15 protein-coding genes are annotated in these 12,767 nt (G+C 60.0%); 5 read left to right on the top strand and 10 right to left on the bottom strand.

The window, feature by feature from the left end; translation table 11 throughout:
- Nucleotides 1–10 precede the first annotated feature (10 nt).
- A complete protein-coding gene (locus O4G74_RS14590) occupies nt 11–391 on the top strand; it encodes a hypothetical protein (RefSeq protein ID WP_269403296.1) in 381 nt (126 codons plus the stop codon).
- A 7-nt stretch (nt 392–398) separates the two neighbouring features.
- Here O4G74_RS14590 and O4G74_RS14585 read toward each other — a convergent pair whose 3' ends face one another.
- The 4 genes from O4G74_RS14585 to O4G74_RS14570 form a co-directional block, all read right to left on the bottom strand.
- Nucleotides 399–902 carry a CreA family protein gene (locus tag O4G74_RS14585; RefSeq protein ID WP_269403295.1) on the bottom strand — a complete coding sequence of 168 codons (504 nt, stop codon included), beginning with the start codon at nt 900–902 and terminating at the stop codon, nt 399–401.
- Nucleotides 903–1,060: 158 nt separating this feature from the next.
- Nucleotides 1,061–1,363, bottom strand: a complete 303-nt coding sequence (locus O4G74_RS14580) for a GIY-YIG nuclease family protein (RefSeq protein WP_269403294.1) — start codon at nt 1,361–1,363, stop codon at nt 1,061–1,063.
- A gap of 8 nt (nt 1,364–1,371) precedes the next feature.
- Nucleotides 1,372–1,617, bottom strand: coding sequence for a helix-turn-helix domain-containing protein (locus tag O4G74_RS14575; RefSeq protein WP_119378581.1), 246 nt, complete (start codon nt 1,615–1,617; stop codon nt 1,372–1,374).
- A 16-nt stretch (nt 1,618–1,633) separates the two neighbouring features.
- Nucleotides 1,634–2,140: a DUF2975 domain-containing protein gene (locus O4G74_RS14570; protein WP_233350383.1), complete on the bottom strand. Its 507-nt coding sequence runs from the start codon at nt 2,138–2,140 to the stop codon at nt 1,634–1,636.
- 141 nt (nt 2,141–2,281) lie between these two features.
- Between O4G74_RS14570 and rdgB the strand changes: the two genes are divergently transcribed.
- Together rdgB and hemW are read left to right on the top strand one after the other, a co-directional pair.
- Nucleotides 2,282–2,881: an RdgB/HAM1 family non-canonical purine NTP pyrophosphatase gene (rdgB, locus tag O4G74_RS14565; RefSeq protein WP_269403293.1), complete on the top strand. Its 600-nt coding sequence runs from the start codon at nt 2,282–2,284 to the stop codon at nt 2,879–2,881.
- On the top strand, nt 2,882–4,048 hold the full coding sequence (hemW, locus tag O4G74_RS14560; RefSeq protein WP_269403292.1) for a radical SAM family heme chaperone HemW: 1,167 nt from the start codon (nt 2,882–2,884) through the stop codon (nt 4,046–4,048).
- On the opposite strand, the gene O4G74_RS14555 is transcribed toward hemW, so the two are convergent.
- Nucleotides 4,045–4,854 carry an SDR family NAD(P)-dependent oxidoreductase gene (locus O4G74_RS14555; protein ID WP_269403291.1) on the bottom strand — a complete coding sequence of 270 codons (810 nt, stop codon included), beginning with the start codon at nt 4,852–4,854 and terminating at the stop codon, nt 4,045–4,047. The genes hemW and O4G74_RS14555 overlap by 4 nt on opposite strands.
- 5 nt (nt 4,855–4,859) lie before the next feature.
- On the bottom strand, nt 4,860–5,930 hold the full coding sequence (locus tag O4G74_RS14550; protein ID WP_269403290.1) for a class I SAM-dependent methyltransferase: 1,071 nt from the start codon (nt 5,928–5,930) through the stop codon (nt 4,860–4,862).
- A gap of 155 nt (nt 5,931–6,085) precedes the next feature.
- On the opposite strand from O4G74_RS14550, the gene O4G74_RS14545 reads away from it, so the two are divergent.
- Nucleotides 6,086–6,871, top strand: coding sequence for a hypothetical protein (locus O4G74_RS14545; protein WP_269403289.1), 786 nt, complete (start codon nt 6,086–6,088; stop codon nt 6,869–6,871).
- A gap of 157 nt (nt 6,872–7,028) precedes the next feature.
- Here the strand turns inward: O4G74_RS14545 and O4G74_RS14540 are convergent, their stop codons facing one another.
- The 4 genes from O4G74_RS14540 to O4G74_RS14525 all read right to left on the bottom strand — a co-directional run bounded on the left by O4G74_RS14540 (nt 7,029) and on the right by O4G74_RS14525 (nt 11,861).
- Complete coding sequence (locus O4G74_RS14540; RefSeq protein WP_269403288.1) at nt 7,029–7,580, bottom strand: chloramphenicol phosphotransferase CPT family protein; 552 nt, start codon at nt 7,578–7,580, stop codon at nt 7,029–7,031.
- Between the two features lie 10 nt (nt 7,581–7,590).
- Complete coding sequence (locus tag O4G74_RS14535; RefSeq protein ID WP_269403287.1) at nt 7,591–9,150, bottom strand: acetolactate synthase large subunit; 1,560 nt, start codon at nt 9,148–9,150, stop codon at nt 7,591–7,593.
- Between the two features lie 66 nt (nt 9,151–9,216).
- The gene (locus tag O4G74_RS14530; protein ID WP_269403286.1) at nt 9,217–11,082 is read right to left on the bottom strand and encodes a feruloyl-CoA synthase; all 1,866 of its coding nucleotides are present in this window, start codon (nt 11,080–11,082) and stop codon (nt 9,217–9,219) included.
- Complete coding sequence (locus O4G74_RS14525) at nt 11,079–11,861, bottom strand: potassium channel family protein (protein ID WP_269403285.1); 783 nt, start codon at nt 11,859–11,861, stop codon at nt 11,079–11,081. The genes O4G74_RS14530 and O4G74_RS14525 overlap by 4 nt, the downstream gene beginning before the upstream one ends.
- A gap of 203 nt (nt 11,862–12,064) precedes the next feature.
- Between O4G74_RS14525 and O4G74_RS14520 the strand changes: the two genes are divergently transcribed.
- Entirely contained in the window at nt 12,065–12,739 is a 675-nt protein-coding gene (locus tag O4G74_RS14520; RefSeq protein WP_269403284.1) for a Crp/Fnr family transcriptional regulator, read from the top strand.
- The last annotated feature ends 28 nt before the right edge of the window (nt 12,740–12,767 follow it).

Below are 12,767 nucleotides of genomic sequence, written 5' to 3'. Positions count from 1 at the left end.
ACTTTCCCCGATGCTTCTGCTTTTTTCTGATGTGTTGACCGGAACGCCAAGTCTATCGGCCCTCTTTTGGATTTTTCTCGCCGTCCCCCTGCCAGCCAGCATTGGGGTTCTTGCAGCGTTGATATTTCTATCACGGAAGCATCGCCTGACCGAGGCGACTATCGTGGGCGCGATGGGCTTCGGCGTGTTATGCGCCGTAGTGTTCTATTACGTTCTGTATCTGGTCGCCCTTTATGCTGATCCAAACGCCCAGACGACGCTGATTGAAAAGCTTGCAATGCCGCTTGGTATCCTCGGCCCCGTAACGATTATCGGCTTGTGCTGGGGCAGCTTCACGGCCGCCGCTTCCTATGTCCCCTTCAGGTTCATCGCCTTTAAACGCATCCGCTGATAGGCGCCTACTCTGCCACAGGCTTCTGCCGGCCCTCCCACGTAACGTCAGCGTCCCACAGGGGCACCGTGGAGAGGCTCATCTTGGCGGAGCCGTCGACCGGCTTGCGCGAGAATGAGACATACATCATCGCGTCGCTTGCAGGGTCGTAGATCCGGCGCACGGCGAGTTGCTTGAAAATAAGCGAACGTCCACGGTCCCAGACTTCCTCGCCAGAGCGATCGAGATCGATCCGGCCGATGGTGACGGGGCCGGTCTTCAGGCAGGAAATGGAGGAGTTTGACGGATCCTCGAACCAGTTACCCTTGCCGATCCGGTCCCAGACGCCGCGGTCGAAATAGGCGATATGGCAGGTAATGCCCGGGACTTTTGGGTCCTGAAGACGGTCAATCTTGATCTCGTTACCGAGCCAGTCATTCTTGAACTCGCCAACCTCGCGATCACCACCGCCACATGCCGCGAGGATGAGGGCGGTAAAAAGAACGGCTACAACACTATAAAATTGCATCATTGGGTCCCCGATAGTGCTGATCCAAGCAATGCTTCGCCCCGAATTTGGTTGCCTCCCCACGGCTTGTCCGTGGGGCCCATCTCCTGAGTTGCACAAGCCGCGAGGTCAGAAGCTGGATGCCACGGACAAGCCGTGACAAGCCAAAGACTGAAAAGCCATCACGTGAACGGAAGTATCATCGTAAGGTCCTTCCAATCCGGATTGACCTCTTCAATGAGATTGGTTTTCCACTGCCTCGGCCATGTCTTCAGCCGCCTTTCGCGGTGCACAGCTGCCGAGATGTCCTGATGGAATTCACACCAGACAAGCCGGTCGCAACCATACTTTGCGGTAAAGACCGAACCCTGACCAGATTTGTGCTGGCCGATCCGGGTCCATAGATCAGACGTCGATCCTGTATAGAGCGTCCCATTCTTGCGGTTCGGCATCATGTAGGTCGCGATCAGATCGAACCGCGCCATGTCCGGGCCTACGCCGCAGCCTCATCCTCGCCTTCGGCAGCGCCGTCGCCTTCTTCGTCGAAGATGAGAATGTCGCCCGGCTGGCAGCCCAGCTCACGGCAGAGCGCCTCAAGCGTCGAGAAACGTACCGCCTTTGCCTTTCCGGTCTTAAGGATCGACAGATTGGCGAGGGTCACGCCGACGCGATCAGAGAGTTCGGTGAGAGACATGCGGCGCTCGAGGAGAACGCGGTCGAGAGTTACGCGAATGGCCATATAGGGTGAGGCCCTCCTAAATCGTCATCTTCTCTTCCTCGCGCAGGCGGCTTCCTTCACGGAAGACCTGCGCAAGAACGAAGAGCGCGATGACTGCCGCCCAGGCGGCAAGGTTGATGCTGAGCCTCAAGGGCTGGTCGCTGCCAAGGTCGACAAAGGCATTGAGGAGAATAACGGTCAGATAGCGCGCAAGTTCGATCGCACCGATTGCCATCGCAATACGGGTGAGGCGCGGCCCGTTTTCAGGCACGAACGGATCGCCACTGGCAAGGGTGGAAAGGATGCTACGCAACTGGATACAGACATAGATAATGCCCGGCGCGAAGACGGCGAGACCCGCAAGCCCCGCGATGAATTGGCCCGGTGCCACGCCTTCGACATAGGCTTCCATGCCCGGCACGCGCATGACGCCGCCATTCAGGCTGCCGATCAGGCCGACACCGATCAGGATGAAGGCGATAATGCCGCTCAGGATCGCGATCCAGATCACGACCTGCATCAGTCCCGAAAGAAAGGCAGCCATGGAGTTATGCTGGCGGATTGTCATATGTCTTTCAAATCCTCAGATACCGCTGAACGGCCATTATCTGGCAGCCACATGCGAATTTACCGTTAAACGATAATCGTGTTCACACAGAAAGCAAGATCGGAGCCACATCCACGCATGACTCGCAAACTAGAGAAAGGCCGTCTCGTCGCGGCAACGCATAACAAGGGTAAGGTCCGCGAACTAAAGGACCTTTTCGAACCTGTCGGTATGGAAGTCGTCTCCGCCATCGAGCTGGATCTGGAGGAACCGGAAGAGACCGAACAGACCTTTTCGGGCAATGCGCTCATCAAGGCCCGCGCGGCCTGCAAGGCGACGGGCGCGCCTGCCCTCTCTGACGATAGCGGTCTCGAAGTTGACGCCCTCGGCGGTATGCCGGGTGTGCATACTGCCATCTGGGCGGGCGAGCCGCGCGACTTCTATGTCGCGATGGAAAAGGTAGAGACGCTGCTGAAGGAAAGCGGCGCGACTGACCGCACCGCCCGCTTTGTCTCCACGCTCGCCGTGGTCTGGCCGGACGGGCATGAGGAAGTCTTCGAAGGGACTGTTGAGGGCGAGGTGGTCTGGCCACCGCGCGGCGACAAGGGCTTCGGCTTTGACCCGGTCTTCGTCGCAAGGGGCGAGACCGAGACATTCGGCGAAATGGACCCGGCGAAGAAACACGCGATGAGCCACCGCGCTGATGCCTTCGCGAAGCTGAAGGCTGCCCTTCTTTAAATGGCCGATGCCCCACCCTTCGGCCCGGCGCACGGCTTCGGGCTCTATATCCACTGGCCCTATTGCACGCGCATCTGCCCGTATTGCGACTTTAACGTCTATGCGGCCAAGGACCGGGACAACGCCCCGCTGAATGCGGCGCTATTGAGCGACCTTGGCCGACATGCAGACCTGCTTGCGGGACACCCGGCATTGGGGTCAGTCTATCTGGGTGGGGGCACGCCGTCGCTGATGGCGCCGGCTGATATCGCGGCCTTGATAAAGACAGCGGATCAGCGCTTCGGGCTTGAGGCGGACGCTGAAATAACGCTGGAGGCCAATCCGGTCGACATCAACCGCGCGGCCCTGGAAAGCTGGAAGGCGGCGGGCGTCACGCGCCTGTCGCTCGGCATCCAGTCACTGGATAATGAGGCTCTCAATTTTCTCGGACGCGACCATGATGCAGCCATGGCGCAGCGCTCGGTCGCTGAAGCCCTCACCGTTTTCGAAAACCTGTCGATCGATCTCATCTATGCGCGCCCCGGCCAACCGCAGGCGAGCTGGAAAACAGAACTGACTGACGCACTAACGCTCGGCGCGCCTCATCTTTCGCTTTATGAGCTGACCATTGAGGAGCGGACCGCCTTTGGCCAGCGCGCCCGGCGAGGTGAACTCGTGCCAATGGATGATGATGATCAGGCTGATCTCTATGAACTAACGCAAGAGGTCTGCGAGGCACGCGGCCTGCCAGCCTATGAAGTGTCAAACCACGCAGCGTCGAAACACTACCAGTCGCATCACAACATGACCTATTGGCGCGGCGGCGACTGGATCGGCATCGGCCCAGGCGCGCATGGCCGCCTGACCGTTGATGGAACTCGCATTGCGACCCACGCCCCTGCACGGCCAGCCGATTACCAGCTCAGCGCGCAAACGCCTCTCGAACCCGCATCCTTCAGCGGACTTTCGCCAATGGACAATGCGCGGGAACTGATCGCATTGGGATTAAGGGCTGAAGCGGGTTTCGATTTGGAACGGATTACGCAAGTCACAGGTAGCGAAATCGACCCAGACGGGCTTAAAAGCTTCGTCGAAACCGGTCTGATCCGTCAGAACGGCTCCACAGTATCGCTCACACGGGCTGGCCGCCTGCTTGCTGACAGGATCGCGGCAGAGCTTTCGCCCTAGTCCACTTTCCGGAAGCGTTTGCCCTGTTTCTTCATGATCGCCCGGCCGACAGGCTCTGGCAAGATCCGTGTCAGTGTCGCAACGCCCTTGTTCACCATGCCAGGCACAACGACTGGCTGGCCGCGCGCGACACCTTCCAGTCCAGCCTTAACGACGGGCGCCGCCTCCATCCACATCCACTCGGGCGACTCGTTCGTCATTTCCCGCGTCCCGTTCACATCGTGGAATTCGGTCCAGGTGAAGCCGGGGCAGAGCGCAGTGCAGTGAATATCATGGCCGGCCGTTTCAGCTTCTGCATGCACGCTTTCAGAGAATTTGATCAGGCCCGCCTTCACGCTGGCATAAAGCGTATGCCCGCTTGAGCCGGGCGCGTAACCGGCCAGCGACGCGACATTGATGATGCGCCCGAAATTGCGCTCTGCCATGCCAGGCAGGAGCTTGTGGGTCAGCTCGATCGGCACCGTGTAGAGCACACGGATAAAGTCTGCCTGCTCTTTCCAGCTCGTATTGAAGAAGGTGCCCGGCAGGCCGTATCCTGCATTGTTCACCAGCGCATCGACATGGCGGCCTGCTTCTTTCAGCTCATGCAGGATCGTGTCGGCCGCCCCGTCGCGGGCAAGGTCCTGCGAAATGGTCATCGCCGAGACCTTGTATTTCTCCTCGATCTCGCGGGCGAGGCCATCCAGCCTGTCGAGGCGGCGCGCCGTCAGAGCGACATCCCACCCCTTGGCGGCATACTGGCGCGCAAATTCAGCGCCGATACCTGCCGACGCGCCTGTGATGAGTGCGAGCCTGTTGCCTGCCATACTGCCTATCCTTCCGTCTTGCGCCAGACATTCACCTTGGTGAGGAATGCAAGCTCTGTCCGTTCCAATTTGAAACCTGCCGCCTCCATGGCAGGCGCAAAGTCCCATGCGAGATAGGCATTATAATAGGGTTCGTGGAAACCTTCAGGGAAATGTTCAAGAATCCCGTCGAGACCGTCATTGTCCCCGAATTGAAGGCTGTCGGCCACGATGAACGCGCTGCCGGGTTTGAGAACACGCGCGGCCTCAGCGATGGCCTTCGCGCGGACTTCCTCTGGCAGCTCATGAAAAAGATAGATCGATACGATCATGTCGAGGCTCTCATCTTCCAGCGGCAGCACCTCTGCCTGCCCCTCGATGATCTCGACTTGCGGCCAGGGCGCGACGAGCTGGCGGGCGCGGCCTGCATAATTGGGCGAGAGGTCCAGACCGGTCGCCTGCAGCCTTGGAAAAGCGCGCATTGTCTCGCGCAGGAAACGGCCTGTGCCGCATGCAAGATCGAGCAGCTTTACCTCTCTCTGGTCGCGGCCTTTCATCTCTTGCGCGATCTCAGCCAGCGCTCCGCGTCGCATGGCGTCTGCCGCGCCGGTGAACAGCGCCTCGACCTGATGATCGTAGAGCTTCGCGCTGTCATCAGAAAGCCAGCCATCGGTCTGATAGTGAAAGTTCTGCTGGTAATAGTCCGGATAGCGATTGCTGCCCTCGAACTGCTCTCTCACTTCATCGCCTTCGCGCGCAACGCGCCTGCGATCCACATCCGCAACATCCCGCATGAAATAGCGTGCCCGGCTGACCGCCTTTGGCAGGTCCGCAAGGCGAACATCTTCAGGGGATGGGTAAAGCCCAGCCTCTATATTGGCGCGGTCCTTCGCGAACAGGCCAAGATAGGCCTTGCGTAGCTCTTTGGTATCGACCGGATTGATCGGCTTGAACTCTGGTTCGCCCGGCCGGTTAAAGCCTGCAGAGCGGCGTTTCGCGATCGTGTACTGCGCGCCATACCAGGCCGCGCGCATCGCCTGCGCGGCGCCATATCGCGCCCGGGCAAGCGTCTTTCCCGTTTCTTGCATGATAGCCATACAGGAAAAATGGGGCAGCAAGCCCGCTTCGTCCAGCCAATAGGTTAGAAGTTTGAATTAATTGTAATTTACCCTTCAGCCTGCGTTCAGGCGCAGATGTTACTGTGGCAGGTGAAGTAACAGGGGACGATGTTCGCCCCGGCAAAGGAGACCAGATGTTCAAGATGCGTACAGCAATTCTGGGCAGCGCCGCAGCGCTCGCAATCGCGCTGCCGGCTGGCGCCCAGAACTATGGCTATTCCGATTATGACAGCTATGGCTATGGCCAATCGGCCAACAGCAACGCTGCCTATCTCAACTGCGAACGAGAGCGCCGCCAGCGCCAGCAGACCGCAGGTGTTGTGGGCGCGATCGCAGGCGGCCTACTCGGCGCAACCATTGCCGATGACGATGATGACAAGCGCTATCGCAACCGCCACCGCGGCTATGACCGGTATGATCGCCGCGACCGCTATGGACGTTATGACCGCTACAATCGCCGCGGCTATGGTCGTCACCACCGCGATAACAATGATGGTGACCAGATCGCCGGTGCCGTGATCGGCGCAATCGTTGGCGGTGTTGCAGGCTCTGCCCTTGGCGGCAGCGGCAGCGATGACTGTGCCCGCAGGGCGCAGGCCCAGCCGACCTATCAGTATGGCAACCGGACCAATCCGCCGTCGCGTGTCACCTATGACAATCGCTATGATCCGAACGCCTATAATCGCGGCAGCTATAGCAACGACACCTATAACCGGACCTATAGCCAGGATGAGCTTTATGGCGGTGAGCGGACCTACCGCACCAGCACCACCTACAGCAATGGCGCGACCACGACCGGCTATAATACCGGCTATCAGAGCCAGGGCTATGACAGCGGCGAGTGCCGCATCGTCTACCAGGGCAACCGCGAACGCACTGCCTGTAATGTCGGCGGCGACCGCTGGGAGTATGTCGACTAGCCTGCCAATACAGTAAAAACCAATCGGCCTCGCCCTTCGACAAGCTCAGGGTGAGGCCGTTGGTGAGGCCGTTTTTGTATTCGGCCACAAAGAAGCTCGTCATCCCGACAACAGCTCCCTCATCCTGAGCGAAGTCGAAGGATGAAGAGGCAAAGCACTACATCCCAACAGCGCCCAGAATCACCCGCGCGCCCTCATCCGGCGACACCTCATCGGTCGAAACTTCAAGATCATAGTCCCGGCCTGCATGGACACGGGTAAACTGCCAGCGGGCCATGCCGATCTTACGGTCGCCCCTGTCCCGCTCACGCTGCTCTGCCGTCTCCAGCGCGCAGCGCACCGCGACAAAAGTAACGTGGTGTTCGCCCAGCACGTCGCGGTAATGTGCCTGATCGCCTGCCTCAAGCATGACATCGTCGACCACCAGATCGAGGCCCTCGTCGGCAAGCGCCGCCACAGAGGTCCGCATACCGCGCATGAGTGCTTCGCCGTATGAACCGGTCCCTATCTCGACCACGGCAGGCGTGGCATCCGGGATTAGTCGGAAGCTGAACGCCTCATCGTCATTGGCAAAGCGCGGCGGCATCATCTCAAGGAAGTCGTCCATGCTGACACGCAGCACGGGGCCGTTCGCGAGGCGCTGGATCGCGCGCGCCAGAGACGTCTTTCCGGAACTGCTCGTCCCGTTGAGAATGACGACTTTGGCCATGTGCGCCTAATCAGCCCGGCACGATAGCCGCGATCAGCTTCGGTCCGCTGGACTTCATTGCCTTCTCAAAGGCCTCGTCGAAATCCTCAGCCGTCGTGACCGCTGTCGCCTCGACGCCCATGGACTCAGCAAGGCTGACCCAGTCGATATCCGGCTCACCAATGGCGAGCATATCCTTGGCTGTCGGCCCAGGATTGCCTGCGCCCGTGCGGTGCAGCTCGATATTCAGGATGCGGTAGGTGTGGTTGACGAAGACAATCGTGGTCACGTCCGCGCCCTCGCGCACCATGCTCCACAGCGCCTGATTGGTGTACATGCCAGCACCGTCGCCCGTCAGCGCGATGACCTTGCGGTCCGGCGCGGCAACAGCGGCGCCCAGCGCCAGTGGCAGGCCCTGCCCGATCGCGCCGCCCGTCAGCATCATCCAGTCATGCGGCTCCGCCGTCATTGTCGACAGGAAAACGGGCAGCGAGTTGGACACGCCATCATCAGACACGATGGCATTCTCTGGCATATGACGCGCCACACTTGCACCGACAGCTGCTGCGTTAAGCTCACCCTTCGGCGCGTCTGGTTTGCGAAGCGGCATCGGGTCGGCAATGTCGGCCGCGCCCATCGCGTCGGCGAGCGCCAGCAGTGTCTTCGCGCTGTCCGTATCAGCACCGCCAAGATCCAGCGTCTCGCAGCCTCCCGGCACAAGCAAACTCGGCTTGCCCGGATAGGCAAAGAAAGCGGCCGGCAGGCTGGTGCCCGCGACCAGCATGAGGTCCGCGCCCTCAAGGTCTGACATCGCGCCTTCAGCGAAATACTGCATACGGTCAGGCGCGAAGACGCCAGCGCCCCGGCGCATCTTCCAGTAGAAGGTGTCGGTGATGACGCGCACACCTGCCGCCTTCAGGCGCGCTGCTGCGGCGAGCCCCTGCTCGGTCAGCGCGGTCCCGTTGATCAGGATGACGGGCGCTTTCGCTTCGCCAATGGCTTCCTTGGCCTTGGCTATAAGCTCCGCCGATGTCTGGCGCATCTGAGGTAGCTGCGCCTTGCCGCCTGTTTCGCCGCCTTCTTCCCAGGCCGAATCCGCCGGCAGGATCAGCGAGACCGGGCCGGACACAGGCCCAAAGCTTGCCGCGAAGGCTTCTGCGGCCAGCTTGCCGGTCGCCTTCACATTGTCGGCTGACTTGATCCAGACCGAATTGGGACCCGCAAGGCCCATAATGTCAGAGTTCAGCGGCGCATCATATTTGCGGTGATCGACGGCATGGTCGCCGATCACATTGATCATCGGCGTGTGCGCGCGCTTGGCATTATGGATGTTCGCCCCGCCATTGAGGTAGCCCGCGCCAAGGTGCAGCAGCGTCATGGCCGGCTTGCCCGCGATGCGCGCATAGCCATCGGCTGCGCCCGTCGCCACGCCTTCGAACAGGCAGAGCACCGACTTGATCCGCGTCTCACGGTCGAGCGCGGTGACAAGGTGCATCTCCGACGTGCCGGGATTCGCGAAACAGGCATCCAACCCGTTCTCGGCCAGCGTTGAGACCAATGCGTCTGCGCCTGTCAGTTTCTGTTCCGCCATGGCGTCCTCCTGATAATTTCTTTACCGGGCCGCGCTCAGCGCCGCCGTTTGATACTGTCTGAACTTCTAGTCGACGAGGATCACTTCGTCGTCATAAGGCGCTTTGTATAGTCGCTCGACCTCACGCGTCCGAAGCGTCTGAACACGCCCCTGATTGATATAGCCCTTTTCGGTGATCTCGCCTGCGTCGGCCTTGGGTTGGTCCCGTTGCAGCAGGATACGCGCAATGCGCTTGGCTGCATTCGGATTTGCCTTGTTGTAACGCTCAATGCCTTCCCGCACCGCGGCACGGACCTGATCGTCCTGCGCCAGCTCATCGAGGCCAACATTGCGCCCCGTCTTGCGGCGGCACCAGGCCTCATTGAGGAAGCCGATCAGCGCGATGTCATCCTGATTGAGGCCGCAGACCACGACATCCGACAGCGCGCCATCGACCGCCTCGACCACTTTGACGCGCACCGTGCCTGCTGACACCCAGGTACCATTGGCGAGCTTGAACTCCTCTGCCAGCCGCCCGTCAAAGGCGAGGCCCTCTTCGGGGTTGTCCGGATCCTTGAACTTCACCGCATCGCCCAGCTTGTAGAATCCTTCCTCGTCAAACGCTTCTGCGGTCTTTTCGGGATTCTTCAGATAGCCTTGCGTAATGCCCTGCCCGCGCACGCGCAGCTCCATCTTCTCGCCCGCAGGCACCATCTTCATCTCGACACCCGGCAGCGGCAGGCCAAGCAGGCCCATCGTGTCGCTCGGCCAATGGACGTTTGAAATGGTCGGAGAGGTTTCGGTGGCGCCATAGCCTGCCGACAAGCTGATCCGCTCACCCGTCACCTCTATGGCGACTTTCTGAATGCGCTCATAGATATCCTGGCCCATGCTCGCGCCGCCATAGGCCATCACCATGATGCGCGAGAAGAAGGTCTCTGCCAGCGCGCGGTCCTGCTCCAGCTCGGTCGCGATCGCAGCCCAGGCGGCAGGCACGGTCGTGTGCTGTGTGGGCGCGATTTCCTTCAGATTGCGCAGCATCTCTGGCAGGCGCGCAGGCGTCGGCGCGCCCCAGTCGATATAGAGCGTGCCGCCCCAGTCGAGCATCGAATGAAGGATGGAGTTGGCCCCATAAGTATGGCTCCACGGCAGGAAGCTCACCATGACCTGCGGCCCGTCGGCCATCTCTTCCAGCTTCTCCACATCCCAGACGGAGCGGATCATCTTCACCATGGAGGCGATATTGCCATGCGTGTTGATGACCGCCTTTGGCTCTCCGGTGGACCCGGACGTCAGCATGTATTTGGCAACCGCGTCTTCCGACAGGCGGTCATAGGCAAGGTCCACCTGGCTGGTCGGCTTCTTTGCAAAGTCGAACAGCGAGACGGCGTTGTGCACGTCAGGCGCGCTCTTGCGGTAGATGACCAGCCGCTCATTAACGCCCATGCCTTTCAAGCCGCGCTGGAACTGGATGCCGTCCTCGACATAGACAAAGGCAGGTTCTGTCAGCTTGTCGACGTGTTTCAGACGCGCAAAGTCCTCGCTCAACGTCGCATAGGCGGGCGTCACCGGCACGACGGGGCTGCCTGCCCACATGGCGGCATACATGACGAGCGCATGCTCAATCGCATTGCGCGACAGGATCATCAGCGGCTTGTCCGGCCCGGCCCCGGCATCAATGAAGCCCTGCGCCAGCGCGCGCACCTGATACAGTGCTTCAGCATAGGTGACCGTCTTCCAGCCCGGCTTTGAGGGGTCGTCGGGATCGCGCTGCGCAAGGAAGACCTGATCTGGCCGCGCACTCGCCCAATAGACCAGAGGCGCGAGCATGTGCGGCGGGTGAGGCCGCTTCGGCTGACCGTTGCGCAGGATGATCGAGCCATCGCTACGCCGCTCAACCTCCAGCTTCTGTGGCAGGTAGGGAATATCGCGGAATGGAATATCGGAGGTCATGAAAGGCCTTCAGTCTTGATCTTCATTGGGGCGCCGCAATGCTTGCAATGGACTGCATCGCGGTCATGGCGCATCAACCCGCACGTCTCACACTCACAATCGACCCTGTTTTCCGGTTCGACAATGGCGCGCAACAATTGGAAAAAGAGCGACAGGCCCAGCACCATGGTAAATATGGCGAGCCACCGCCCGAACTCATCGGTCATGATGATATCGCCGAACCCGGTCGTGGTAAGAACGGTCACGGTGAAATACACCGCGTCCGTATAGGTCGTGATGTCCTCATTCCGGCCGACCTGGGTGGCGTAGGTGATCGCCGACATCACAAAGACGAACACAACGAGGTTCGTCACCTTGTCGATGATGCGCTCATGACGCTGAAAGAAGGGCGTGAGCACCTTCACTCGCCGGATGAAAGTGAAGGCGCGGATCGCCCTGACCGCGCGCAGGATGCGCAAGAAGGCGAAATTCGAGATAAGCAGCGGCGCAAACATCGTCACCACGACAACGATATCCGCCCAGTTTATCCATTTCAGGAAGAAGCGATGGCGCGGAGCGGCAATGTAGAAGCGGGCGACGAGGTCAAGCAGGATCACCCCGCCAATCAGATAGTCGATCAGATGATAGCCGCGCTCACGCGAGTCGAACGGCGCCCATAGAAAGTAGGCAATCGTCGCGAAATCAAACGCCAGCAATGCCCAGCGAAACCAGAAGGAGGCCCTGCCCGTGCCCTGGTAAAGCCAGAAAAGCTGGCGATTTAAACCCGTCCGATCGCTCATTGCTCTGGGGTGTCACATGCGCCCGTCACCAGATCAATAGAAAGAGCGGCGCGGTGGGCCCGACCAACCATCTTTTTGCGCCGCACACGGAGTTGTGAGCAGACGCATCAACGTTTCACTCTTTAAACATTGAAAGAGTTCCTTATACCTCTGGATTGTGAAGCTTACTGATTCACCAACCTGACCGGGAGGCATGAAAGACCATGTTCGACTTTGGATTGCCTGCCTTCTTCGACGTTCTGGCCGAACCGCAGCGTGTGGAGCTCAAGAGTCTCTCCCGCCAGAAGACCTATCGTGACGGGGAAACCCTGCACCAGCCAAGTGATGTCGCTAACACGATGGGCTGGATCGAAAGCGGCACCTTGCTTTTCGGCAAGTATCTCCGCGACGAAGGCTTCCACACGCTCGCCCGGCTCGGGCCCGGTCATCACTTCGGCGAGTTCAGCGCCTTCCCGAACGCCAACGGCGAAAAGACGCTGAGACGCCTTGCTGCGGTTGCCGAAGGACGCACTATCGTCAATGAGGTCTCAGCGGACGACCTTCGCGGACTATTCTCGAGCGATCCCGAATATCTACGCGCCTTTCACCACGTTACGACGGCCCGGCTCGCACTTCTGCTCGAACTTTATGACGATGCACGCAGGCTGCCAGCGCGCCAGCGCATCATCAACTTCCTGTCTCTGGTCGACCGGCTAATGCAGGAAGAGCGGCTGTTGAACTGCACGCAGGCGGACGTATCCAAGATGCTTGGACTGTCCAAGGTGACCGTCAATCAGACCTTGAAAGCGCTGACTGAACGCGGTGTCATCTCGATCGGCTATGGCACTATCAAGTTTCAGGATGCTGAGCGCCTTCACGCCATGACTGACCGGGCCTGAAGAAGAGCGCCCTTTCTAAACCCTGCGT

The organism is Henriciella marina (assembly GCF_027213945.1).
In the GTDB taxonomy this organism is placed as follows: Bacteria; Pseudomonadota; Alphaproteobacteria; order Caulobacterales; family Hyphomonadaceae; genus Henriciella; species Henriciella marina_A.
Note: the sequence above shows the minus strand (reverse complement) of the source record. Positions and strands in the feature narration are given on the sequence as shown.

Coding starts and splice junctions, on each gene's coding strand:
- O4G74_RS14580 (WP_269403294.1), bottom strand. CDS start 1,363: ATGGCGCGGTTCGATCTGATCGCGACCTACATGATGCCGAACCGCAAG.
- O4G74_RS14575 (WP_119378581.1), bottom strand. CDS start 1,617: ATGGCCATTCGCGTAACTCTCGACCGCGTTCTCCTCGAGCGCCGCATG.
- hemW (WP_269403292.1), top strand. CDS start 2,882: ATGGCCGATGCCCCACCCTTCGGCCCGGCGCACGGCTTCGGGCTCTAT.
- O4G74_RS14570 (WP_233350383.1), bottom strand. CDS start 2,140: ATGGCTGCCTTTCTTTCGGGACTGATGCAGGTCGTGATCTGGATCGCG.
- O4G74_RS14540 (WP_269403288.1), bottom strand. CDS start 7,580: ATGGCCAAAGTCGTCATTCTCAACGGGACGAGCAGTTCCGGAAAGACG.
- O4G74_RS14535 (WP_269403287.1), bottom strand. CDS start 9,150: ATGGCGGAACAGAAACTGACAGGCGCAGACGCATTGGTCTCAACGCTG.
- rdgB (WP_269403293.1), top strand. CDS start 2,282: ATGACTCGCAAACTAGAGAAAGGCCGTCTCGTCGCGGCAACGCATAAC.
- O4G74_RS14520 (WP_269403284.1), top strand. CDS start 12,065: ATGTTCGACTTTGGATTGCCTGCCTTCTTCGACGTTCTGGCCGAACCG.
- O4G74_RS14585 (WP_269403295.1), bottom strand. CDS start 902: ATGATGCAATTTTATAGTGTTGTAGCCGTTCTTTTTACCGCCCTCATC.
- O4G74_RS14550 (WP_269403290.1), bottom strand. CDS start 5,930: ATGGCTATCATGCAAGAAACGGGAAAGACGCTTGCCCGGGCGCGATAT.
- O4G74_RS14525 (WP_269403285.1), bottom strand. CDS start 11,861: ATGAGCGATCGGACGGGTTTAAATCGCCAGCTTTTCTGGCTTTACCAG.
- O4G74_RS14530 (WP_269403286.1), bottom strand. CDS start 11,082: ATGACCTCCGATATTCCATTCCGCGATATTCCCTACCTGCCACAGAAG.
- O4G74_RS14545 (WP_269403289.1), top strand. CDS start 6,086: ATGTTCAAGATGCGTACAGCAATTCTGGGCAGCGCCGCAGCGCTCGCA.
- O4G74_RS14590 (WP_269403296.1), top strand. CDS start 11: ATGCTTCTGCTTTTTTCTGATGTGTTGACCGGAACGCCAAGTCTATCG.
- O4G74_RS14555 (WP_269403291.1), bottom strand. CDS start 4,854: ATGGCAGGCAACAGGCTCGCACTCATCACAGGCGCGTCGGCAGGTATC.